Raw genomic sequence first — 25,479 nt, 5'->3', positions numbered from 1 at the left:
TTTTGAAAATCAAATGAAATAAAAATCCCCCACTCTTAAGAGAAGGGGATGTAATACCTTATTTTATTACTTCTTTCCCACCCATGTAAGAACGTAATGCATGTGGTACGACAACGGAACCATCTGCTTGCTGATAATTTTCTAAAATAGCAGCAACGGTACGACCAATTGCTAAACCTGAACCGTTCAATGTATGCACGAATTCCGGTTTTGCTTTTGCTTCTCTACGGAAACGAATTCCAGCACGTCTTGCTTGAAAGTCTTCAAAATTAGAGCAAGAAGAAATCTCTCTATACGTATGTTGACTCGGAATCCAAACTTCAATATCGTATTTCTTTGCTGCTGTAAAACCTAAATCACCTGTACACATGCTCATTACTCGATAAGGGAGTTCTAATTTTTGTAACACCTTTTCTGCATGGCCGGTTAATTCCTCAAGTGTAGCATAAGAATCCTCAGGTTTTGCAAAATGAACAAGCTCTACCTTATTAAATTGATGTTGACGAATTAAACCTCGGGTGTCACGTCCAGCAGAACCTGCTTCTGAACGGAAACAATTACTAAAGGCCACATATTTCTTTGGTAAATCATCGACTTTCAAAATTTCTTCACGATAGTAATTGGTTACAGGAACCTCTGCAGTCGGTGCCATGAAATAGTCCCAATCCACCAATTTAAAGGCATCTTCTTCAAATTTAGGGAGCTGCCCTGTACCAGTCATACTTGTACGGTTTACAATTGCAGGAGGTAGCATCTCCTCGTACCCATGTTCATCGGCATGTAGGTCCATCATAAAGTTCAATAAAGCACGTTCCAAACGTGCACCAAGTCCTTTATAGAATACAAAGCGACTTCCCGTAACTTTACCCGCTCGCTCAAAATCTAATATATCTAGATTCGATGCGATATCCCAATGAGCCTGAACATCGTAAGAGAAGGTCGGCATTTCCCCCCATTGACGTACTTCAATATTATCATCTTCATCCTCTCCAACAGGGACACTCTCATGTGGAATGTTAGGAATCGATAGCATTATTTGCTCTAATTGTTCTTCTGTTTCCTTCAATTCTTTATCTAATGCAGCAATCTTTTCACCTACTTCACGCATTTCTTTAATTGCAGGCTCTGCATCCTTCTTTTCTCTCTTTAAAACAGATATTTGTTTCGAAGCTTCATTTCGCTCTGCTTTCAGCTGTTCTGTTTCCGCTATTAGCTTACGGCGCTTTTCATCAAGATCTTCAAAATGATCTAATTCAGATAAATCTTCCCCACGATGATTTAACTTTTCCTTCACTTCTTGGAAGTTATTACGTAAAAACCTCATATCTAGCATCTGTATTTCCTCCTTTACTAAATGAACAGTTAACATCAAAAAACTCCCGCCCCTAATAAATAGGGACGAGAGTATATATTTCCCGCGTTGCCACCCTTGTTGAAGAGAAACCTCTTCCGGCTTATCGCGATAACGGTACGTAACCGGGTTTATTTACTATCCGAGGAATTCGATAAACCTGTTCAAGGATGGATTCATAGCAAGCTTACATCGATTTGCACCAACCATCGACTCTCTAAAGTAAGGCCATACTATTACTATTTCCTGTCAATACAGTTCATTTTCATTATTATAATATATCATAGCCGATTTTTTATGTGTATGCAACTATCATTGATTTAGATTCTTTCCTAAAAAATATACCAGCAAAAGTTGAATTATTTTCTTCTTTTACGGGAATGTTGTACGCTAGATGCTTATTCGAAAGAGGTGGAATGATGAAGCAAATTAGTTATATTTTCATAGGGACATTGTTATGCGCCCTCTCAACAACATTATTAGCCATGCCCAATCAAATCGCTGATGGTGGTATCCTTGGTTTATCCTTGCTCCTTTACTATGCATTTGAATTCTCACCAGGCATTATAACCTTTGTTAGTTTTATCCTATTACTTGGGATTAGTTTTAAATACCTTCCTAAACATATTGTTTACAAAACGATGATTAACGTACCGTTATTATCTTTATTTATTTATCTCACGGAAGATCTTGGTCAGCCAATCAAAGATCCATTAGTTGCTGCTATTTTTGCAGGTCTGGTGATGGGGATTGGTTTTGGACTAATTATCCAAGCAGGCAGTTCGATAGGAGGAACCTCTATTATTGGCAGGATTCTCTATGAAAAATTTGAATTTAGTATTATTCGTACTACCTTTATTTTAGATTCATTTATAGTTTTAATGGGGATATTCGTTATCGGGCCACTTTATACAATGTACACGATCATTGCATTATTTATAGGGAAAGTAGCGAGCGATTATATTCTTGGAGGCTTCGATGCAAAGAAAGCCGTCAATATTATTTCTCCTCGCAGTTTGGATATTTCAAAACAAATCACCAAAGTGATGGGATCAGCTGCGACTGTATTTAATGGCACTGGTGGTTACATGGAGAAAGATCAAAAGATCATTTATGTTGTTGTCCGATCGCAGCGACTACTATTTTTGAAGAAATTAATTCGGCAAATTGATCCAGATGCATTTGTAGTCGTTCATAACGTAAAAGATGTCTCAGGAGGTACTTTCTTTGCTACGGCAGCCGAAGATCATATTGCTCAGCATGTAGAATCTAATGAAATTGAACAAGAAGCAACAACAGACAAGCATAATGGTCATTAACAAATAGAGCTCACATTCCTTTTGCTACTACAGGAAAATTTCGCAGACTATTTCATTGGCTATATTAAGAACAAGTATCATTGTCTTCAATGGTTCCCACCAGTTAAATAAAGTCGAACAAAAAACCCAAACGATTACCTGATCCTATTCGCAGATGACCGTTTGGGTTATTGTATGATTATATTTTATTTGGCTCTCTGAATGATGAATTGGTTCCTATAGCATGCTCCACCATTTCAACAAAATAACCGATCATTCGATTATCATCAGTCAGTTCAGGATGAAAAGCTGTAGCTAAAAAGTTGCCTTGCTGAACGGTAACAATCTGTTCATGATACGTAGATAATATCGTTACATCTGCACCTACCTTAGTAGCATAAGGTGCTCGAATAAAGACGGCTTTAAAATCATCTGCTATGCCGTTAATTTCTAAGTTCGCCTCAAAGCTTGCAACTTGTCGCCCAAATGCATTACGGGCAACTTCCATATCGATTAATCCAAGATGCGGTTGGTTTTGACCTTGAATGGCAGTAGCCATTAAGATCATTCCAGCACATGTACCAAAGATCGGTTTTCCTTGTTTCCCGAATGCTTGAATAGCATCAGAGAAGCCATAACTGTCAATTAGCCTTCTGATTGTCGTGCTTTCACCGCCTGGCAGAATTAATCCATCGATTTCCGCTAGCTGTTCTTTACGCTTAACTTCTACTCCTGTTGCACCACATGCTTTCACAGCGCGAAGATGTTCACGTACTGCACCTTGTAATGCAAGCACTCCAATTGTTGTCATATCGAATCCTTCCTTCTATTCGCTACGATCTTGCATACGATCATGAGCTTCTAATGTGCCCATTTCAAGCCCTTGCATAGCCTCTCCTAATTCTTTTGAAAGCTCTGCAATTAATTGATAATCTTGATAATGTGTTGTTGCTTCCACGATCGCTTTGGCATATTTAGCAGGGTTAGAAGATTTAAAAATACCTGAACCAACAAATACGCCATCTGCACCTAGTTCCATCATCAATGCCGCATCACTTGGTGTCGCAACCCCACCAGCAGCAAAATTAACAACAGGTAAACGGCCTTCTTCACGAATTTCAATTAATAATTCAAATGGCGCACCAATTTCTTTTGCATACGTCATTACTTCGTCTCTAGACATTGCAGTTAGTTTGCGGATTTCTGATTGCACTTGACGCATATGACGAACAGCTTCTACGATATTCCCTGTTCCAGGCTCCCCTTTCGTACGTAACATGGAAGCACCTTCTCCAATACGACGTGCTGCTTCACCAAGATTTCGACAGCCGCAGACAAATGGTACGGTATAATCGGATTTATTTATATGGTAAATATCATCAGCAGGTGTTAAAACTTCACTTTCGTCGATATAATCTACACCCATTGCCTCTAATACACGCGCTTCTGTAATATGACCAATACGTGCCTTAGCCATTACAGGAATGGAAACCGCATTTAATACTTCTTCTGTAATCGTTGGATCAGCCATACGCGCCACTCCACCTGCTGCCCTAATATCAGATGGAACACGTTCTAAAGCCATTACAGCAACAGCCCCAGCCTCTTCAGCAATTTTCGCCTGTTCAGCATTAACAACGTCCATAATGACGCCGCCTTTTTGCATTTCTGCCATTCCACGTTTTACACGTTCTGTACCTGTATTCGTCATATTAAAATCCCCCTTGTTATAAATGTCGGCTAGAATAGTCCTTTAACCCAATCAACAACTGTTGTAAATAGATCTACAAAGAAATCTCCTATAGCTCCAAGTGTTAACATGAACCAGTTCGATTTTTCTACTGTTTCATTTGCTACTACATCTACTGTACTATTGCTATCTTTAATAATATAGCCATAGTCATTTTCGCCTTCGTATTTTAGTTGTGCTGTACCGATTTTTTCTCCTTTTTCAATTGGTGCAGTCAATTCACCTTCTTTATTCAACTTATCTTTATCGATTGTATATTCAATACTATATAAATCTTTTTCATCTGGCTTAATTGGAATAGTAATTCCTTCACTAATAGAAATACCAAGTTCATCTGCTTTCCCTTTTGCAACCGGAAGCGAAGATTTATCGTCTACTTGATAACCTTTTGGAAAAACCTCCGTATATTCAAATTGTTTAAAGCCATAATCAAATAATTTCGCTGTCTCTTCAAAGCGTTTTTCCTCACTGTCTGTTTTCATAACTACAGCTATTAAACGTTGATCTCCTTTTTGAGCAGTACCAGTAAAACTATACCCTGCTAAATCCGTAAACCCTGTTTTCAATCCGTCTACACCTTCATAGTAGAACTGATCTAAAAAGGTTGTATCGTGTTTAAGCATATGATTCCAATTACGAATTTGTTGACCATCAAAATTCTCAACTGGCTTACTAGAGACATCTAGTGCCCCTGGATAATCTTTAATTAGATGGTATGCAAGTAATGCAGAAGACTCTGCAGATAACAGGTTTGTTGCGTTCGGATCTGTACCTTCTGGATAATTATCTCCTAAAGACTCATTATCTAATCCAGTAGAATTGACAAATTTAAAATCAGGGAGCCCCATTTCCTTTCCCTTTTCATTCATCATTTTCACAAATTCGCCTTCTGATCCTGCAATCAGTTCAGCTAATGCAATGGACGTTGCATTATCAGAGTTGATTGCCATCGCATTATATAAGTCTTGTACGGTATAGTCCTTTGATTGTTGCAATCCTACTCCTGAGAACGAAGCATTCGCAGAAATACTGTATGGATAGTCACTAATCTGTGTTGTTGTGTCCCAGCTGATTTGACCACTTTCGACAGCTTCCCATACCAGGTATTCGGTCATCATTTTGGTCATACTAGCTGGAGGAAGTGCTTGATCCGCATTTTTGGCATATAATATTTTCCCAGTATTTGCATCTACTAGAATAGCAGATTCGGCTTCAACTTCTACCTCTTGAGCCTGTGCAGTAAATGGTTGTACCATAACAGATACGATCATCACCATTGCTGCTAAGAATATTACGAAACCTTGTTTTACATTATGTTTCAACTTTCTGTACCTCCAACCTGTGGTTTAACCTCTATGTATTAATGCATACTTCGTCTAAGGATGCACTTTGTTATTTTACCACATAATATTACAAAAAAATAGATGGGGAAGCATCCCCATCTATAAAATTTTGTGAAAAAGTTAACGTGTTGCAACACGATCGTTAAACAGAATAATTTGGCGCCTCTTTGGTAATTTGTACATCATGTGGATGACTTTCCCTAAGACCTGCATTCGTAATTCGGATAAACCGTGCATCATTACGAAGCGCATCAACCGTTGCTGTTCCACAATAGCCCATTCCTGAACGAAGACCACCCATTAATTGATGTACGGTATCTGCTAATGGGCCTTTATATGCCACTCGCCCTTCTATTCCTTCAGGCACTAATTTTTTCGAATCGGATTCTTCCTGGAAATAACGGTCTTTTGAACCGGCTTTCATTGCTCCCACTGAACCCATTCCTCGATATACTTTATATTGTCTTCCTTGAAAAATTTCTGTTTCACCAGGACTTTCCGTCACTCCAGCAAACATACTTCCCAACATAACAGCATGTGCTCCAGATGCTAATGCTTTTACAATATCGCCTGAATATTTTATTCCACCGTCCGCAATAACAGGTACCCCATACTCTTCAGCTATGGAAGCACAGTCATGTACAGCGGTGATTTGTGGGACACCGACACCAGCTACAACACGCGTGGTACAAATTGATCCTGGACCAATACCTACTTTAATAATGGATGCACCAGCTTCAATTAATTCTTTCGTTGCCTCTGCAGTAGCCACATTCCCTGCAATAATATCAAGGTCTGGATAAGCCTTGCGTACGAATTTAACTTGTTCAATAACACCTTCCGAATGTCCATGTGCCGTATCAATTACAATTACATCTACACCGGCTTCTACCAGTTTTTCAATTCGCTTCATAGCATCGCCAGTTACGCCAACTGCAGCTCCAGCCAATAGTCTCCCCTGTGCATCTTTAGCGGCATAGGGAAACTCAATTACTTTCTCAATATCCTTGATCGTTATTAGCCCTTTTAAAATGCCATCATTATCGACTAGTGGCAGTTTCTCAATTTTGTATTGTTGAAGGATTTGCTCTGCTTCTTGTAATGTCGTGCCAACTGGTGCTGTCACTACATTATCGCTTGTCATAACATCCGAAATAGATGTGGAATAATCTTGAATAAAGCGAAGGTCACGATTAGTAATGATACCAACTAGCTTTTGCTCTTCCACATTATTCACAATTGGGACACCAGAGATGCGAAATTTACCCATGAGATGCTCGGCATCATATACTTGATGCTCTGGGGTTAAAAAGAATGGATTCGTAATAACGCCACTTTCCGAACGCTTTACCCGATCCACTTGCTCGGCTTGTTCTTCAATCGACATATTTTTATGAATGATTCCTATTCCACCTTGTCGAGCCATCGCAATTGCCATCGAAGCTTCAGTAACAGTATCCATTCCAGCTGCAATTAATGGGGTATTTAGTTTAATGGTTGCTGTAAGCTTTGTACTAACATCTACATCCTTAGGTAGTACATCAGACTTTGCTGGCATTAACAACACATCATCAAACGTTAGACCTTCTTTAGTAAATTTATCTTGTCGCATGCGTATCCTCCTTTTGATTTATCCTGCTCCTATGTTCTCTGATGTATGCAAGAACCGAACTTGCATACACTAATAGTACTGCTATTTTTATATACAATACGCCAACATGTTAGCTTTTTCAACAAGAGATTATTGGAAATAAAAAAATAAATAGATTCTAAATTTTATAAATAGTTATGGAGTATTTATCATGGAAAACATACAAACCTTTGTTAATTACCTACAATCTCAGCAAACTTCCCAAGCGTATTTATTGCATTGTTATAAAAAAATAAATTGCCCAGACGCTGAAACGAAGAGTTATGAAAATTGTAATGCATTTATCTATTATTTAAATCATGGTAACAAATTTTATCAACAAGGAAAACAATCAGAACCATTTATGCAGCCTATTCTTTATTTCTATGGAATGGTTCATTTAATAAAGGCTTGCTTATTGACACAACGTCCAAATTATCCTGAATCGACCAATTTACTCGCCCATGGAGTCACTGCTAGAAAACGAAAAAAAAAGGATTATACGTTTTTGAAAGATGAAGTAAAAGTACAGCATAATGGATTGTTTCCTTATTTCTCTGAGCACCTTTATCATCAAGCTATTCCCTTTGAAAAACAAAGCATGGAATCATTACTTGCTACCCTTCCAGAAATGAATGCGCTATTCCAGTTCCATCAACAGCAGAGGGTAGTGCCTGTTGGAAAATGGAACTCACCATTATTGACGTTCCCGATTCGGATACTTGACAGCTTTCACTTAACAGATAAGGCATTTATTCAACGTATTCAGCCATTCTTACCAAAGATTAAATACTATGACTGTGACCAAGAGATATTGCGTATGGAAGTAGTTGAACCAATAACAAAAATTAACGGACCGTTTTTTATCCATGGACAAACAAAGGAACTTTATTTCCCTACAAATCGAGAAGATTACTTACCAATCCATGAAGTAATGGTTCATTATTTGCTGTTATATAATTTAAGTATGCTTTGCCGCTATGAAACAGAATGGTGGGGAGACTTATTTGTTTCAAAGGCAGATATTGATTTTCCATTTATTATCCATTTCCTAGAGTTAACAGCAAACAAAGTACCATTGTTACTAGGAAGTAATTTATATGAAAGGAATACGGATTAGCATGACAATCAAGCAGCACCCATGCGATACAAATCCTAACAGATTCGAGCGTTTCTCCTTCCATACATATAAATAGATACACGTAGATGCTATTTTAATACGTCGACGATAAATAATTCAGGATGATTTTGTAAGGCTACAATTTCTTCTTGTTGCTCGCTTAATCGAATCATCGGACGTGTAGGCTTCTTTATATCGGTGTATACAATTTCACCTAATTGATTATTCGATAGTTTTATCCTTGTACCAATAGGAAAATTAGTCATGCCTTGTATAAACGTATAGACAACATCTGGATCTAATTTAGTAAATTGTTCTTGCTGTAAAATTTCGATAGCTTTAAATGGCGATTGTTTTTCTTTATATACTCGTTCACAGATTATGGCATGATACATATCACAAACAGCAATAATTCTTGCATAACGATGAATTTTTCCCTTCGACAATCCAAGGGGATAGCCGCTACCATCCATTCGTTCATGATGTTGTAAAATTGCTTGCTTTACCGCTTGTTTAAGCGTTGGTAATTTTTCTGTTAAACGATAAGAGTACGTGGGATGCTTTTTAATTTCAACTACTTCTTCTGGTGTAAGGGAACGGTTTGTTTGTATAATGGATGATTCAATTCGAGCCATTCCACAATCCGCTAAAAAACCTGCAAAACCAATTTGCAGCCATTCTCCTTTAACATAACCTGTCTTATAACCAAGATAAGCAGAAAGGATAGCAATAGCCACATTATGATGAAAGAAATAATCTTCTTTAGTCGCGAAATGATGTAAGGTATAGATCGCATCGGAAATATCCTCCATGCGCTCTAATAAAGGAACCAATGTGTCCCGAACTGTTGGAATATCAATAGCTAACCCATTCTGCCAGCCTTCAAATAACTGTTTGTATTGCTGGACAACATAGTGATAATGTTCTTGAAACGAAAGGTCGATGGGATTATCAACTTGTTTTTTAGTGTCTTGCATCATTGTTTTTGGTTCGTACAAATTACCATTAGACAGCTTTTTTGAAACATCTACTTTTTGGATAAGAAACTTTTGCAGAATAACGATGTGTTCTGTAGTTAAAACAGTATGCCTAGGAATAAGCGGTTGATTTGTTTTTCCCTTTACATCACGAATCAAAATACAACCTGGTATTAACTGTTCTGAATTAACTAGCATATGTTTTTCCTCCTATTACTATTGTTTCTTACTTATCGTTACTTTTTTGTCAGCCCTTTGTATTCTCAAGGATGGTCGTACAGAGATCACCCTTTGGCTCTAATTTTATCTTTTAAAAAAAGATGGCTTTCAAATAAAAGCCATCTTTTCAATTACTGCTCAGGATTTTCTGTTGTATCTTGCTCTTCTGTAGTAGATTCTTGTGTTTCCATATCAGTTGCCTCAACTTCTTCTGATTCCTCATCATTATCAATACGAGTAACCGTTGCAACTGCTTCATCATCCCGCAAACGAATTAAGCGTACCCCCATGGTATTACGGCCAGTTTCAGAAATATCAACCACAGGTATACGGATGAGTACTCCGTCTACTGTGATTACCATTAGGTCTTCTTCTCCAGATACTGCTTTAACGGCTGTTACATGTCCTGTCTTATCCGTCAAATTACAAGTGAAGATACCTTTACCACCTCGATTGGTAACACGGTATTCAGATTCTGGTGTCTGTTTACCATAACCTTTGCTCGTGACATGTAAAATTTTAGCATCCTTTTGGACAATTTCCATAGACACAACTTCATCATCTTCACGTAAAGATATTCCTTTTACACCAGCTGCTGTACGTCCCATCGATCGAATTTGATCTTCAGGAAAACGGATAAGATAACCATTCTTCGTAGCTATCATCATATCTTTTGTACCATCCGTTAACCGAACGGAAATAAGCTCATCTTCTTCACGTAATCCGACAGCAATTAACCCGCCCTTACGAATATTAGCAAACTGAGCAAGTGATGTGCGTTTTGAAATACCATACTTTGTTGTAAAGAACAAGAAGTGATCTTCACGATAATCTTTAACAGATATTACTGCATTCACCCATTCCCCTTTTTCAATTTGCAAAAGATTAATAATTGGAATTCCTTTTGCAGTTCGATTGAACTCAGGTACTTCATATCCTTTTGCCTTATATACTTTCCCTTTATTCGTAAAGAAAAGCACTGTATCATGTGTCGAGGTAGAAACAAGATGCTCTACAAAGTCATCTTCATTCGTTCCCATTCCTTGAATTCCACGACCACCACGTTTTTGCGTTCGATAAGTTGATGATGGTAGACGTTTGATATAGCCTTGATGCGTTAACGTAATAACAATATTTTCTTGTGGGATGAGATCTTCATCTTCAAAGAAATCACTTCCACCGATAACTATTTCTGTACGACGATCATCATTATAACGTTCTTTTATTTCTGTCAGCTCTTCACGAATAATTTCCAATACTTTTTCTTCATCAGCTAAAATGGCTTTCAGCTCAGCAATTAATTTCTTCAGGTCATTATATTCATTTTCAATTTTTTCCCGTTCTAATCCTGTTAGACGTTGTAAACGCATATCTAAAATAGCTTGTGCTTGTTTCTCACTTAATGAAAAACGCTCCATTAGCTCTGTACGAGCAACATCTGCTGTTTTTGATGCACGGATTAACTCGATTACTTCATCTAAATGATCTAATGCAATTCTTAAACCTTCTAGAATATGTGCGCGAGCTTCTGCCTTACGTAACTCAAAAGCAGTACGTCGTTTGATAATTACTTTTTGATGCTCAAGATAATGGATTAAACATTGTTTAATAGATAATACTTTTGGCTGCCCATCTACCAATGCTAGGGTATTAATACCAAAAGTAGTTTGAAGAGCAGTGTGTTTATACAGATTATTTAAAACTACATTCGCATTTACATCGCGACGTAGTTCTATTACTACCCGTAAACCATTACGGTCTGACTCATCTCGTAAATCCGTAATTCCATCTATACGTTTATCACGAACAAGTTCTGCAATCTTCTCAATGAGTTTTGCCTTATTTACTTGATATGGTAACTCGGTCGCAATAATCGTTGATTTTCCGTTCGATTTCTCTTCTATATGCACCTTTGCACGGATCGTTATCGAGCCTTTTCCAGTTTCATATGCTTTACGAATCCCGCTTCTTCCTAAAATTTGTCCAGCCGTTGGGAAATCAGGACCATGAATGTAATCTTCCATTAGTTCATCTATTGTAATTTCTGGATCTTTACTTAGGGCAAGCACTGCATCAATCGTTTCTCCTAAGTTATGTGGCGGGATATTCGTAGCCATCCCTACGGCAATACCTGATGCACCATTTACGAGTAAATTAGGGAATCGAGCAGGGAAAACAATAGGTTCCCTCTCTGTTCCATCATAGTTATCGGTATAATCAATGGTATCTTTATTGATATCACGCAATAATTCCATTGAAATCTTTGACATTCTTGCTTCCGTATACCGCATTGCTGCTGCTGAATCACCATCAACCGAGCCAAAATTACCATGGCCATCAACAAGCATATTTCGATAACTAAAATCCTGTGCCATTCTTACCATCGCTTCGTATACTGCAGAGTCACCATGGGGATGATATTTACCAATTACTTCTCCAACAATACGTGCAGATTTTTTATACGCTTTATCTGCATGCATACCTAAATCATTCATTGCATATAATATTCTACGATGAACAGGCTTCATTCCATCACGGGCATCCGGGAGCGCTCTTGACACAATAACACTCATTGCATAATCCAGAAAGGATGTACGCATTTCCTGACCGAGATTTATTTCCTGTACATTGGGACGTTGCTGATCCGCCATTGACTTACTACCTCCATTCACTAGGAAACAAAACTTTTAAACCCTTTTATAGGTTTAAAAGCAAGGAAACATAGTGATTACATTTATCAAGCTTAAATATCTAAATTTTTCACATACTGTGCATTGTCTTGAATAAAGTTTCTTCGTGGTTCCACTTTATCTCCCATAAGCACATCAAAGATTTGGTCTGCATCAATGGCATCCGATAATTCCACTTGAAGCAGTGTTCGAGTCTCTGGATCCATCGTTGTTTCCCATAGCTGTGTAGCGTTCATTTCTCCTAAACCTTTATAACGCTGCAAACCAGGTTTCGGTGCCTGAGGGAGTTCAGAAAGAATTCGTTCCATCTCCTTCTCATTATACGCATAATGGATAGCTTTTCCTTGCTGTATTTTATAGAGTGGTGGTTGGGCAATATATATATAACCGTGCTCAATTAATGGACGCATATAACGGTAGAAGAAGGTTAATAGTAACGTACGAATATGTGCCCCATCCACATCTGCATCGGTCATCATTACAATCTTATGATAACGAGCCTTTGATATATCAAAATCCTCACCAATTCCCGTACCTAATGCAGTAATAATTGTGCGCACTTCATTATTAGAAAGAATCCGGTCAAGACGTGCTTTTTCTACGTTTAAGATCTTTCCTCGAAGTGGTAATATTGCCTGAAAATGGCGGTCACGTCCTTGTTTTGCAGATCCTCCAGCAGAGTCACCCTCAACAATATAGAGTTCACTAATGTTCGCATCTTTTGAAGAACAATCAGCTAGTTTCCCAGGTAGGTTTGATACTTCTAACGCACTCTTTCTACGAGTTAGTTCCCGAGCTTTTTTCGCAGCAGCACGTGCACGTGAGGCCATTAAACCTTTTTCCACAACCACTTTTGCTACATTTGGATTTTCAAATAAAAATTTAGAAAATAATTCGCTGAACACTGAATCGGTAACTGTACGTACTTCACTATTTCCTAATTTCGTCTTCGTTTGTCCTTCAAATTGCGGATCAGGATGTTTCACAGAAACAATTGCGGTTAAACCTTCACGTACATCTTCGCCAGATAAATTAGGATCATTTTCTTTAAATAAATTATTTTTCCTTGCATAATCATTAATGACACGAGTCAAACCTGTTTTAAAGCCAGATTCATGTGAACCACCTTCATAGGTATGAATATTATTTGCAAAGGAATAAAGGTTACTTGTAAATCCGTCATTGTATTGAATCGCAACTTCTACAGATATCCCTTGTTCTTCTCCTTCTGAATAAAAAGGTTCATGCAGTGCTTCTTTTGTTCGGTTAATAAATTCAACATACGATTTAATACCGCCTTCGTAATGATAACTGGTTGGTTCTTGATCGGTACGTTTATCTTCAATCGAAATATTAATTCCTTTATTTAAAAACGCAAGCTCTCGAAGACGTTGAGCTAAGGTATCAAAATTATATTCGGTTGTTTCCGTAAAGATCGTTGGATCAGGGACAAAATGTGTGATTGTTCCTGTTATATCAGTTTCGCCAATCACCTCAATTTCTCCTTGAGGAACACCCTTTTCAAACGCAAGATAATAAATCTTGTTATCTCGATGGACATGAACATCTAGGCTTGTAGAAAGAGCATTAACAACAGAAGCGCCAACACCATGAAGCCCACCAGAAACCTTATAACCGCCACCACCGAATTTACCACCAGCATGCAATACGGTCATAATGACCTCCAAAGCTGGGCGGCCAGTCTTTTTTTGGATGTCGACAGGGATACCTCGTCCATTGTCCTTTACGGTAATGCTATTATCTTTTTCAATAATAACCTCAATACGATCACAATAACCTGCTAACGCTTCATCAATACTGTTGTCTACAATCTCCCATACTAGATGATGCAATCCTTTTTCACTCGTTGTTCCAATATACATCCCAGGGCGTTTGCGTACGGCCTCTAATCCCTCAAGGACTTGAATTTGATCTGCATCATAGGCTTGTTCATTCATGATCTTATCTTCCATTGACATGTTTTCACTTCCGTTTCTATGCTTCTTCTGTATCCGATTCTTTTATTTCGTCTGAAAAATCATCCAGTTTACTAATGGTAGAAATCATACTGGATCTTTTTTTCAAGGTGGAGACAGATAAAGTACTATAATAGATCATTTCCTTTGTGATCATGACTGACTTTGCATCTTCTGTCGGTCCAGCTACCTTTTTGGCTTGTAATGATTCTGTCATTAGTTCTTCCATAATCGTTGATGATGAAATTAATTGATAATCGATAATAGCTATAACATCACTGGAATGAATGACATTATCATTTCCAATGTGAATAAACATTTCTGTATCCCCCCAATATTTAGCGTTTTATCTTCCCATCTTCAACCTGAAAGATCTCTGCTTTTTCTAACGTCTCATGATTTATTCCGTCAACACTAGTGGTGGATACAAAGGTTTGAACTTTCCCATGAATGGTATTTAATAGATGAGACTGTCGATAATCATCCAGTTCACTAAGCACATCATCGAGCAATAAGATTGGGTATTCACCGACCTCGTTATAAATCAATTCAATCTCTGCTAGTTTTACGGATAGAGCTGTTGTGCGCTGTTGTCCTTGAGATCCATATGTTTGAACATTTTTGTTATTAACAATAAACAAAAGATCGTCACGGTGTGGTCCAATCAAAGTTGTACCACGCTCTATCTCTTTTGCTTCGATGTCATTGAATTTATTGGCATATATAGTCTCTATGTTCTCCTTATTTGCCTCTTCTGATACTTCAATCGTGGGAGAATACTTGATTTCTAATTTTTCAAGCTGTCGACTGATACCATGATGGATCGGACTTGCCCATTTTCGCAATAAATCCAAAAAAACAAACCGCCTCTCCAATAAGGTTGCGGCATGGTCTAGTAGTTGTTCTGTTAAAACATGTAACATGGTAGTATCTCTACTCACTCCACGTTGTAATTGTTTTAATACATGATTTCGCTGTTTAAGAATTTTTTGGTACTGTCCTAAATGGTAAATGTATCGAGGTTGAATTTGGCCTAGTTCCATATCAATAAAGCGCCGGCGAATTTGTGGAGCACCTTTTACGATAGTCAAGTCCTCTGGAGCAAACATCACGACATTCAATGCCCCTATATAGTCACTTAACCGCTTTTGTTCCAATCGATTCAATTTTGCTTTTTTTCCTTTTGAAGAAATAACGATTTCTAGCGGAAAAGATTGTTTTCGTTTCGTAATTCTACCTTCTATTTTAGCATATTCTTCTTCCCATTTGATCAACTCTTTTTCTCTTGGCGTACGATGTGACTTGGTAAAAGCGAGCAAATAGATAGCTTCCATTAGATTTGTTTTGCCTTGTGCATTTTCTCCTATGATAACATTAATTTTATCGTCAAAGGATATATCCAAATCATGGTAATTGCGATAATTTTTTAATTGTAGCTGCTTAATATGCATGTCTTAATCCTCTTTTACCGGAATAATGTCTCCACTAGTCACTAGCAACGATGAATCTTCCAGCTTCTTCTAGTTCTACTACATCACCGGGATATAGTTTTCTACCACGTCGATGTTCCCGCTCTCCATTCACCAACACACCTACATCTTGCAAATAAGCTTTTACCATACCACCAGAGTCAAGTACATTGATTAATTTTATAAACTGACCTAATGCGATATATTCCGTTTGAATGGTTATTTTTTCTTCTTGCATCTTATCACTCATTCTCATAGTTAATTATTATATACTACCTATTTAAATCTCTAATTCCTATTTTACTAAAGATTTGTGTTTAAGGAAAGGTAAGTCCCTTTATTTCTAAATAAAACGCTCATATGGGGCTTTAAATTGCTTCTATAGGTCCAAAAAATAAAACCGTTTGGACAACATCTAATAACAATATAGTAATGGAGCTTTACTCATTCACTTGTGGACTTGTGGATAGATTTTTTTTAATGAAAAAGCAGGAATGGCATTGTTTCATTCCTGCTTTTATGTTTATTAATATGTTCTTACTGGTAAGATAAGTTGTAAAATCGAGTCTTCATTTGCTGGACGGATAATAAATGGACGCATCGCACCGGTAAACTCGATTTTTACCTCGTCGTACTCTATTGCTTTGAGTGCATCCATCATATATTTCGAACTAAAGGAAATCTTTAATTCTTCTCCCTCCATGGAAGTAATAGAAACCTCTTCCGTTACATTTCCAACTTCTGGGTGGTTACTTGCAATTTCCACAAGTTGATTTCCTTGTGTAGTTAATCGAACGACATTATTTCTCTCTTCTTTTGCTAACAACGAAGCACGATCAATCGTACTAAGTAATTCCTTTGTTTTCACATATAAAACCGTTTTACTTTGGTCAGGGATAAGCCTAGAAGTTTCTGGATAATTCCCATCTAGTAAACGAGATAAGAAGTTCAAATGTTTGGTACGGAATAAAATTTGATTACTTGTTACGCTAATTTCTACTTTTTCCTCTGTATCATCTAAAATTTTATTTAATTCATTTAAGCTTTTACCAGGAACGACGACATTTGAGAATTCATTCGCTTCTGATACAGGAATCGTTCTAGAAGCGAGTCGATGACTGTCCGTTGCAGAAAAGGTAAGGGTCTGATTTTCTAATTTCATATTTACCCCGGTCAAAATCGGTCTCGTTTCCATTGTTGAAACAGCAAATACAGTTTGCTTGATGAGACTTTTTAATAGATCGATAGGAAGCTCAAAGCTATCATCTGTTTGAAGTTTTGGTAATTGTGGATATTCCCCAGCATCTTGTCCATTTAAATTAAATTCAGCTTTTCCTGAACGTATCGTTACTTTTAGGTTTTCATCGGAATGGATTTCAATTGTCTTTTCAGGAAGTTTACGAACAATATCTGGAAAATATTTAGCTTGTAATACAATACTTCCTTCTTCTATTTGTTCGATATTTACATTCCCATTTTCTTCAGCTGGAATATAGGATTCAATCGAGATATCGGAATCACTACCTGTTAATGTAATGCCATCCTGTCTAGCCTCTATTTTAATTCCAGTCAGTATAGGAATAACCGTTCGAGAAGAGATTGCCTTCATTACATTTTGTACACTTGCTATTAATTGATCCCGTTGGATTACAAATTTCATGAAATAAATCCTCCTAATGGAAGTTCTTTTAATTATATTATTTTATAAAAATATAGTAATAATAGTAATAAGCATTGTGATTATGTGGAAAACTCCTCTTTAATCAAAATAAAAAGGTTATTCACATGTGGATAAGTTGTTTATAACTAGCATTCAGTTTTTCACAGTATTCACAAGCTCTGTTTTATAATGATTTTAATTGCTCTTTTATTTCTTCAAGTTCTTTTGCTAATTGTGTATCCTTTTCCATTAGCTTTGATACTTTTTCATGTGCGTGTATGACTGTAGTATGATCCCTTCCACCAAATTCTTCTCCAATCTTAGGCAAAGAGGCATCTGTCATCTCACGTGATAGATACATAGCAATTTGTCGTGGAAAAGCAATGGATTTGGTTCGTTTTTTAGCAAGAAAATCTTCTAAACGAACATTGTACTTTGCTCCAACTGTTTCTTGGATACTGGGTATCGTAATGACTTTCGGCTTATTACTTGGAATGATATCCTTCAATGCATCTGCTGCAAGGGATGCGTCAATATCTTGATTTACTAATGAAGAATAGGCAACAATACGAATTAATGCTCCTTCTAGTTCACGTATATTGGTATCAATTTGGTTTGCGATATAAAGCATCACTTCATTCGGTATATCCAAACCTTCTGCTTTTGCTTTCTTTGTTAAAATGGCAATCCTTGTTTCTAGATCTGGTGGTGTAATATCAGTAATTAGCCCCCATTCAAACCTAGAGCGAAGTCTGTCCTCTAGTGTGGGAATTTCCTTTGGCGGCCTGTCGCTAGAGATAATAATTTGTTTATTATCATCATGTAATGCATTAAAAGTATGGAAAAACTCTTCTTGTGTTGATTCTTTCCCCGCAATAAATTGAATGTCATCAATTAATAAAACATCTACATTACGATATTTATTACGGAAGTTAACCGTTTTATTATCCATAATGGCGTTAATAAATTCATTGGTGAACTTTTCAGAAGATAGATAGACAACTTTTGCATTTGGATTATGATCCCTTACATAATGACCAATCGCATGCATTAAATGTGTTTTGCCCAGTCCGACTCCTCCATAAATAAATAGAGGGTTATATGCTTGTGCTGGCGCCTCGGCAACAGCTAATGATGCTGCATGTGCAAAACGGTTACCGGCTCCGATAACAAATGTGTCAAATGTATACTTTGAATTTAGCATCGACTTTGGCCCTTCGTTATCATTTGTTGGTGGTTTTTGTTTTGGTGTTTGTTCAATCTCATCAATGGATGTATTTGTATTGGGAATAATGAATTTGGCAACAATTTCAGAACCTGTAATTTCGGTAAGTATTTCTGAAATAAGCCTTGTATATTGATTTTCAAGCCAATCTCTAGCAAATTCGTTAGGCGCAGAAACAATTAAAGTATTATTTTCAATTGTTTCTGCTTTTGTATTTTTTAACCAAGTATCAAAGCTTGGCTTACTTATTTTTTCTTCGATTCGCTCCAGTGTTGCGATCCATATTTCCTGTATATTATCCAAGCAGAAGTTCACTCCTTTCATACAAAGTAATTGGATTCCATGTATCTATTACAAAAAATAGATGAAAAACGTCAATAGAAAAATAAAGTATAGATTGTTTCCTACTTTTAGACATCATTCAGCTTTATTCTTCATATAGATGACATAAAAAGCCTCTCTCAATCTATGAAGATGGAAAGGCAAGGAAGACATAGAAATAAATGCAGTTATCCATATGTTTCATTCAATAGGAATGGAATAAGAAAAAAATAAGATAATTTCAATGTGGATAAAAAAACATAGTCACAATAAGCTTATATAAAATTATAAACGTTGTCCACAAACTTGTTGATAACGTTATAAACCAACATGTTTATAAGTATCCACAGCTTATCCACAGTTTGTGTATAACTGATTTATTATTTTTCTTTTTTCACAAGTTAAACACAAATATGATATCAGAAAAATCCTGTAGTTGCAATGGCATTTCGACACTTATCCACAAAGTTCAGTGTTTGTAGACAAATATTGTCCACAGCGATAGATTTTGTGGTTTTATTGTCGATAAATGCTGTGGATAGAAAAATACTCGGGGGAAATTCTATACAGGGATTGTGGATAGAGGATTTTTAGAATAAAGTTGACAGATAGACGTATTTATACGTATAATTACAAAGACTGTCTATTGACTGTTTTAGTTTAAATGATTAATTCATCCCTTAGGGAGGTGCAGGATAAATGAAAAGAACGTATCAACCAAATAATCGTAAACGTAAAAAAGTACATGGCTTTCGCTCTCGTATGAGCACAAAAAACGGACGTAAAGTCTTGGCACGCCGTCGCCGTAAAGGTAGAAAAGTCTTGTCTGCATAGGCCACTGAATAATCAGTGGTCTTTTTTCACTTTACGTAGAAAGCGTGTACGAAAAGGGAAAGCTAGGGAGTAATATTACTTCCGAATACATATATAAATATACTGAAATAAGGACAAGCTGATAAGAAAGTATTTGTAGTTTTGTAGTAAGGTGATAACGATGAAGAAAGAATTCCGGATCAAAAAGAATGAAGAATTTCAATATGCATTTAAATGTGGTAAATCCTTTGCTAATCGACAGCTTGTCATCTATTATGTAGAAAAAAAGGGGCAAGAACATTTTCGAATAGGGCTTTCCGTGGGAAAGAAAATTGGAAATGCAGTGACAAGAAATCGTATCAAACGTTATTTACGTCAAGCTTTTCAAGAATTAGAAGATACGATTGCTTATCCCTATGACATAGTTATTATTGCTAGAAATCCAGCAAAGAATATGGAGTTCTATGAAATGAAGAAAAGTTTAACGCATCTTTTATATAAAGAACGTTTATTAAAGAATCAATGAATTTGATATAGAATCTTAGGATAGTTTAGGTTAAAATAGCTTTTAGGATACGTTTTTTATAAGAATCAGTTGTTGATAGTTAAGCGCTTGCGCTTATATTTTAGTTAGGAGGAAACGGTGTTGCGTAAAAAGTTTTGGTTGCTAGTGACACTAATAGGTTTATTAGCAATTCTTTCTGGATGTACCGATGTTAATGAGCCGATTACAGAGGATAGTGAAGGGATCTGGAATTCCTACTTCGTTTATCCAGTGTCTTGGCTAATCACCTATTTTGCTGAGTTATTTAATGAAAATTATGGACTGGCAATTGTAATTGTTACTGTCCTTGTACGTTTAGTTCTACTACCATTAAACGTAAAACAATTAAAAAGTTCAAAAGCAATGCAGGATATTCAGCCAAAGCTGAAAGAACTGCAACAGAAATATAGTTCAAAAGATGCCAATACACAGCAAAAATTGCAACAGGAAACGATGCAATTATTTCAAAAAAATGGAGTAAACCCATTGGCTGGATGTTTGCCAATTTTTATTCAAATGCCAATTCTAATTGCTATGTACCATGCAATAATGCGTACAGAATCGATTAAAACCCATAGTTTTCTATGGTTTGAATTAGGAGCCCGTGATCCATTCTTTATCTTACCAATTATTGCTGCTGTAGCTACTTGGCTGCAACAAAAATTAATGATGGCAGGTAGCCCTGCATCGCAAAATCCACAAATGATGGTTATGCTTTATGTGATGCCAATTATGATTGGTGTGTTTGCCATGTTCTTCCCATCTGCATTAGCATTATATTGGGTAGTTGGTAATATCTTTATGGTTGCTCAGACTTTATTAATCCGTAAGCCAATGATGGCTGATAAAAATAATGGAGGAGACAAAAAGTGAGAGAGATAACTGCTAGTGGACAAACGGTTGAAGAAGCGGTCCAATCAGCATTAGAGCAGTTAAATACAACCAGGGACCAAGTAGAAATTGACGTTATTGATGAAGGAAAAAAGGGACTATTAGGCCTGTTTGGCTCCAAACGTGCCTTTGTTAGGGTGCGAATTGCCAAAAACCCGATTGAAGAAACCAAAAACTACTTGCAGCAAATTGTTCAGCATATGAGTGTGGATGCTACCATTCATACAACAGTAGAAGAGAATCATGTAACCTATGATATACAAGGTGAAAATATTGCGATTTTAATTGGTAAACGTGGACAGACCTTAAATGCACTGCAATATTTATTACATCTTGCTATTAATAAATCCAGTGATAATTTTTATACGGTTACGCTGGATGCAGAAGGTTATCGTGGCCGGAGGAAAGAAACGCTTGAATCACTTGCATTGAAAATGGCAGACAAAGCGATTCGCCTAAATAAAAAGGTAGCGTTGGAGCCAATGCCTGCATTTGAACGAAAAATTATTCATAGTGTGTTGCAAACAAAAAATGAAGTTTCCACACATTCAGATGGAAGAGAACCACATCGCCATATTGTTATCGTGCCATAATAAGCTCTGTTAGAGATAAAACTTGTTTGTAAAAATATCCGCCTGTCTTTTTGATTCAGGCGGGTATTTTTTTCTCATTATAAAATAATTGTGCTTATTTCCAGCCAAAGTTATCCACATGTGCATAACTTTGGCTGGAAAAGGATGAAAAAATATGTTGTGGATAACTTTATTTTTGTGAAAGGTTATGGTATTCTAGTAAGTTAGTGACGATAAAAATAATTTTACGTTTCTATATATATTTCTGGATAAATGTTGGAGGTGAAAGCGATGGAAACAGATACAATTACTGCGATATCCACACCGGTTGGTGAGGGTGCAATAGCAATTGTTCGATTAAGTGGACCGGAAGCAATTCCGATAACAGCAAAATTATTTAAGGGAAAGAATTTAAGGAAAGTAGAATCTCATACTATTCATTATGGAAAAATAATGGATCCACAGACAAATGAAGTTGCCGAAGAAGTAATGGTTTCTGTGATGCGTTCGCCGAAAACATTTACTCGTGAAGATGTGGTTGAAATCAATTGTCATGGTGGTATGGTAGCTGTTAATCGTGTGTTAGAAATAATTTTAGGAAGTGGAGCAAGGCTAGCAGAACCAGGAGAATTTACCAAACGTGCTTTTCTAAATGGTAGAATTGACTTATCACAGGCAGAGGCAGTAATGGATCTAATACGAGCAAAAACAGATAAAGCAATGTCTGTCGCTTTAAAACAAATGGATGGGCGTTTATCAGGTCTGATTGAACGGTTGCGCCAAGATTTATTGGAGACAGTCGCTCATGTAGAAGTGAATATAGATTACCCTGAATACGATGATGTAGAAGAAATGTCACATGACATGATGCGAAAGAAAACGAAAGAAGTACACGCTGAAATTGAGAACCTCTTGCAGGTTGCTAAACAAGGGAAAATCTTACGTGAAGGCTTAGCTACGGCTATTATTGGTAGGCCAAATGTTGGTAAGTCTTCGTTGATGAATACACTTGTCCAAGAAAATAAAGCAATTGTAACTGAAGTTCCTGGAACTACACGGGACATTATTGAAGAATATGTGAATGTGCGTGGAGTTCCATTACGATTGGTAGACACAGCTGGTATTCGAGAAACGGAAGATATAGTCGAAAAAATTGGCGTGGAACGTTCGAGACAAGTACTAAAAGAGTCAGATTTGATTTTATTTGTACTCAACTATAACGATGTACTAACAGAAGAAGATGAAAAATTATTCAAGGCTATTCAAGGACTTGATTATATTGTAATAATTAATAAGACGGATTTGGATCAGAAATTGGATCTTGCACGAGTGAAAGAGTTGGCAGAAGGGAATCCTGTAGTTACCACTTCCTTAATTGAAGAAGCGGGAGTAGATGAGTTGGAAAAGGCGATTTCCACGACATTCTTCGAAGGTGAAATTGATACAGGGGACTTAACGTACGTCTCCAATGTGCGACATATCCAATTGCTAAAACAAGCAAAACAAGCGCTTGAAGATGCAATGGAAGGTCTAAAACTGGAAATGCCTTTAGATATTGTTCAAATTGATGTAACAAGAACATGGGAATTTTTAGGTGAGATTATTGGGGATACGGCAAGTGATAGTTTGATTGATCAATTGTTCTCACAATTTTGCTTAGGTAAATAGTTATAATAAAAAAGGAAGAAAGGATGAAAAACCATGACGTATGATGCAGGTCATTATGACGTAATTGTAGTTGGTGCAGGTCATGCAGGTGTAGAAGCTGGACTTGCAGCGGCGAAAATGGGTGCAAAGACATTGATGCTCACCCTCAATTTAGATATGATAGCCTTTATGCCTTGTAATCCATCAATTGGCGGTCCTGCAAAGGGTATCGTTGTTCGTGAAATTGATGCTCTCGGTGGCGTAATGGGTAAAGTTATTGATAAAACGTATATTCAAATGCGTTTGTTAAATACAGGTAAAGGCCCAGCTGTGCAAGCTTTACGTGCTCAAGCTGATAAACCTTTGTATATAAAAGAAATGAAGAATATTATCGAAAATGAAAAAAACCTTACACTACGCCAAGGTATGGTTGACAGTTTAATTGTGGAAGATGGTGTATGTAAAGGCGTGATAACTGAAACACATGCAGCTTATCGTGCGGAAACAGTAATTATTACAACTGGTACGTTTATGCGAGGAAAAGTGTTAATGGGTGATCTAGAATATGAAAGTGGACCAAACAACCAACGACCAACCATTAAATTGTCTGAAAACCTAGAGGAACTCGGCTTAGAAATTACACGTTTTAAAACAGGTACACCTCCACGAGTAAATAGCCATACGATCGATTATTCTAAAACTGAAATTCAACCTGGGGATGAAAAACCTCAAAGTTTTTCTTATGAAACTACGGAATATATTACCGATCAAATACCTTGTTGGCTAACATATACGAATGAGTTCACACATGAAATAATTAATGAAAATCTATCGCTATCATCCATGTACTCAGGTATGAAAAGGGGAACAGGTCCACGGTATTGCCCGTCTATAGAGGATAAAATTGTCCGCTTTAACGACAAGCCGCATCATCAAATTTTCCTTGAACCAGAAGGAAGAGATACGGAAGAAGTATATGTACAAGGCTTGTCTACTTCACTGCCTGAATCGATTCAACATGGCATGGTTAGAAGTGTAAAAGGTTTAGAAAATGCTGAGATTATGCGTGCTGGTTATGCAATAGAATATGATGCAATTGTTCCTACACAATTGTGGCCAACACTGGAAACAAAAAACATTCCAGGATTATTTACAGCTGGACAAATTAACGGAACTTCTGGATATGAAGAAGCTGCTGCACAAGGAATTATGTCAGGAATAAACGCTGCTGCAAAAGTACTCGGAAAGGATCCAGTTATTCTTGACCGCTCTCAAGCTTATATTGGTGTATTAATTGATGATCTCGTGACAAAAGGTACGAATGAACCTTATCGTTTACTAACATCACGAGCAGAATACCGTTTATTATTAAGACATGATAATGCGGATCTACGAATGACGGAATTAGGCCATCAACTTGGACTTATTTCCGAAGAACGTTACGCTAAATTTGTCGAGAAATACCGTTTAGTAGAAGAAGAGAAAAAACGACTTCAAAAGCTCGTCGTTAAACCTTCACCAGAGGTAAATGGCATTCTAGAAGAAGCAGGCGCAGCACCATTAAAAGAAGCATTAAAAGCATATGATTTATTGAAACGACCAGAATTATCTTATGACTTACTTGCTCCAATTATAGATGCTCCAGAATTATCGAATGAAGTAACAGACCAAGTAGGGATTCAAATTAAGTATGAAGGATATATTAAGAAAGCAAATGAACAAGTAGATCGTATGCTAAAAATGGAAGACAAAAAGATTCCAAGTGATATTGACTATGATGATATTGGCGGTTTGGCAACAGAAGCTAAGGAAAAACTTAAAAAAGTTCGTCCATTGTCAGTTGGGCAAGCGTCTCGGATCTCAGGGGTAAATCCAGCAGATATTTCCATTCTAATTGTCTATATTGAACAAGGAAATATAGCACGATTGGCTAATTAATAGGAAGAAATGAGATTCCATTAAAAAATCATTTCAGCGAAGGGA

At 36.9% G+C, this 25,479-nt stretch carries 21 protein-coding genes and 1 other annotated feature; of the genes, 8 read left to right on the top strand and 13 right to left on the bottom strand.

Going from position 1 to position 25,479, the window contains the following annotated elements; translation table 11 throughout:
- Window positions 1-58 precede the first annotated feature (58 nt).
- Window positions 59-1,333, bottom strand: coding sequence for a serine--tRNA ligase (gene serS, locus M948_RS30690; RefSeq protein ID WP_021290289.1), 1,275 nt, complete (start codon window positions 1,331-1,333; stop codon window positions 59-61).
- A gap of 58 nt (window positions 1,334-1,391) precedes the next feature.
- Window positions 1,392-1,613: a binding site (T-box leader), on the bottom strand.
- 154 nt (window positions 1,614-1,767) lie between these two features.
- Here serS and M948_RS30685 point away from each other — a divergent pair.
- Window positions 1,768-2,670, top strand: coding sequence for a YitT family protein (locus M948_RS30685; RefSeq protein ID WP_160806941.1), 903 nt, complete (start codon window positions 1,768-1,770; stop codon window positions 2,668-2,670).
- Between the two features lie 178 nt (window positions 2,671-2,848).
- Here M948_RS30685 and pdxT read toward each other — a convergent pair whose 3' ends face one another.
- The 4 genes from pdxT to guaB all read right to left on the bottom strand — a co-directional run bounded on the left by pdxT (window position 2,849) and on the right by guaB (window position 7,354).
- Window positions 2,849-3,460: a pyridoxal 5'-phosphate synthase glutaminase subunit PdxT gene (pdxT, locus tag M948_RS30680; RefSeq protein ID WP_021290287.1), complete on the bottom strand. Its 612-nt coding sequence runs from the start codon at window positions 3,458-3,460 to the stop codon at window positions 2,849-2,851.
- Between the two features lie 15 nt (window positions 3,461-3,475).
- Window positions 3,476-4,360 carry a pyridoxal 5'-phosphate synthase lyase subunit PdxS gene (gene pdxS, locus M948_RS30675; RefSeq protein WP_021290286.1) on the bottom strand — a complete coding sequence of 295 codons (885 nt, stop codon included), beginning with the start codon at window positions 4,358-4,360 and terminating at the stop codon, window positions 3,476-3,478.
- Window positions 4,361-4,389: 29 nt separating this feature from the next.
- On the bottom strand, window positions 4,390-5,721 hold the full coding sequence (locus tag M948_RS30670) for a serine hydrolase (protein ID WP_021290285.1): 1,332 nt from the start codon (window positions 5,719-5,721) through the stop codon (window positions 4,390-4,392).
- Between the two features lie 163 nt (window positions 5,722-5,884).
- Entirely contained in the window at window positions 5,885-7,354 is a 1,470-nt protein-coding gene (gene guaB, locus M948_RS30665) for an IMP dehydrogenase (protein WP_021290284.1), read from the bottom strand.
- Window positions 7,355-7,544: 190 nt separating this feature from the next.
- On the opposite strand from guaB, the gene M948_RS30660 reads away from it, so the two are divergent.
- Window positions 7,545-8,492: a YaaC family protein gene (locus M948_RS30660; RefSeq protein ID WP_021290283.1), complete on the top strand. Its 948-nt coding sequence runs from the start codon at window positions 7,545-7,547 to the stop codon at window positions 8,490-8,492.
- Window positions 8,493-8,581: 89 nt separating this feature from the next.
- On the opposite strand, the gene M948_RS30655 is transcribed toward M948_RS30660, so the two are convergent.
- The 8 genes from M948_RS30655 to dnaA form a co-directional block, all read right to left on the bottom strand.
- Window positions 8,582-9,667, bottom strand: coding sequence for an HD-GYP domain-containing protein (locus M948_RS30655; RefSeq protein ID WP_021290282.1), 1,086 nt, complete (start codon window positions 9,665-9,667; stop codon window positions 8,582-8,584).
- 152 nt (window positions 9,668-9,819) lie between these two features.
- Window positions 9,820-12,339, bottom strand: a complete 2,520-nt coding sequence (gene gyrA, locus M948_RS30650) for a DNA gyrase subunit A (RefSeq protein WP_021290281.1) — start codon at window positions 12,337-12,339, stop codon at window positions 9,820-9,822.
- A gap of 92 nt (window positions 12,340-12,431) precedes the next feature.
- Window positions 12,432-14,357: a DNA topoisomerase (ATP-hydrolyzing) subunit B gene (gyrB, locus tag M948_RS30645; RefSeq protein ID WP_021290280.1), complete on the bottom strand. Its 1,926-nt coding sequence runs from the start codon at window positions 14,355-14,357 to the stop codon at window positions 12,432-12,434.
- 16 nt (window positions 14,358-14,373) lie between these two features.
- Window positions 14,374-14,673 (bottom strand): extracellular matrix regulator RemB, encoded by a 300-nt coding sequence (remB, locus tag M948_RS30640; protein ID WP_021290279.1) that lies wholly within the window; start codon window positions 14,671-14,673, stop codon window positions 14,374-14,376.
- A gap of 19 nt (window positions 14,674-14,692) precedes the next feature.
- Window positions 14,693-15,805 (bottom strand): DNA replication/repair protein RecF, encoded by a 1,113-nt coding sequence (gene recF, locus M948_RS30635; RefSeq protein WP_021290278.1) that lies wholly within the window; start codon window positions 15,803-15,805, stop codon window positions 14,693-14,695.
- 34 nt (window positions 15,806-15,839) lie between these two features.
- Window positions 15,840-16,073, bottom strand: a complete 234-nt coding sequence (gene yaaA / locus M948_RS30630; RefSeq protein WP_081674691.1) for a S4 domain-containing protein YaaA — start codon at window positions 16,071-16,073, stop codon at window positions 15,840-15,842.
- 276 nt (window positions 16,074-16,349) lie between these two features.
- A complete protein-coding gene (dnaN, locus tag M948_RS30625; RefSeq protein ID WP_021290276.1) occupies window positions 16,350-17,483 on the bottom strand; it encodes a DNA polymerase III subunit beta in 1,134 nt (377 codons plus the stop codon).
- Between the two features lie 184 nt (window positions 17,484-17,667).
- Window positions 17,668-19,011 (bottom strand): chromosomal replication initiator protein DnaA, encoded by a 1,344-nt coding sequence (gene dnaA, locus M948_RS30620; protein WP_021290275.1) that lies wholly within the window; start codon window positions 19,009-19,011, stop codon window positions 17,668-17,670.
- Between the two features lie 717 nt (window positions 19,012-19,728).
- On the opposite strand from dnaA, the gene rpmH reads away from it, so the two are divergent.
- From rpmH to mnmG, 6 genes are all read left to right on the top strand, one after another.
- Window positions 19,729-19,863 carry a 50S ribosomal protein L34 gene (rpmH, locus tag M948_RS30615; RefSeq protein WP_021290274.1) on the top strand — a complete coding sequence of 45 codons (135 nt, stop codon included), beginning with the start codon at window positions 19,729-19,731 and terminating at the stop codon, window positions 19,861-19,863.
- Window positions 19,864-20,023: 160 nt separating this feature from the next.
- Complete coding sequence (gene rnpA, locus M948_RS30610; RefSeq protein WP_021290273.1) at window positions 20,024-20,368, top strand: ribonuclease P protein component; 345 nt, start codon at window positions 20,024-20,026, stop codon at window positions 20,366-20,368.
- Between the two features lie 120 nt (window positions 20,369-20,488).
- Entirely contained in the window at window positions 20,489-21,259 is a 771-nt protein-coding gene (gene spoIIIJ, locus M948_RS30605) for a YidC family membrane integrase SpoIIIJ (RefSeq protein WP_021290272.1), read from the top strand.
- Window positions 21,256-21,870 (top strand): RNA-binding cell elongation regulator Jag/EloR, encoded by a 615-nt coding sequence (gene jag / locus M948_RS30600; RefSeq protein ID WP_021290271.1) that lies wholly within the window; start codon window positions 21,256-21,258, stop codon window positions 21,868-21,870. The genes spoIIIJ and jag overlap by 4 nt, the downstream gene beginning before the upstream one ends.
- 270 nt (window positions 21,871-22,140) lie before the next feature.
- Window positions 22,141-23,517, top strand: a complete 1,377-nt coding sequence (mnmE, locus tag M948_RS30595) for a tRNA uridine-5-carboxymethylaminomethyl(34) synthesis GTPase MnmE (protein ID WP_021290270.1) — start codon at window positions 22,141-22,143, stop codon at window positions 23,515-23,517.
- Between the two features lie 33 nt (window positions 23,518-23,550).
- Complete coding sequence (gene mnmG, locus M948_RS30590; RefSeq protein ID WP_021290269.1) at window positions 23,551-25,434, top strand: tRNA uridine-5-carboxymethylaminomethyl(34) synthesis enzyme MnmG; 1,884 nt, start codon at window positions 23,551-23,553, stop codon at window positions 25,432-25,434.
- The last annotated feature ends 45 nt before the right edge of the window (window positions 25,435-25,479 follow it).

It is taken from the genome of Virgibacillus sp. CM-4, from assembly GCF_000445495.1.
GTDB lineage: Bacteria > Bacillota > Bacilli > Bacillales > Amphibacillaceae > Virgibacillus > Virgibacillus salexigens.
The sequence above is the reverse complement of the archived record's forward strand: the minus strand, read 5'-3'. Positions and strand labels throughout refer to the sequence as shown.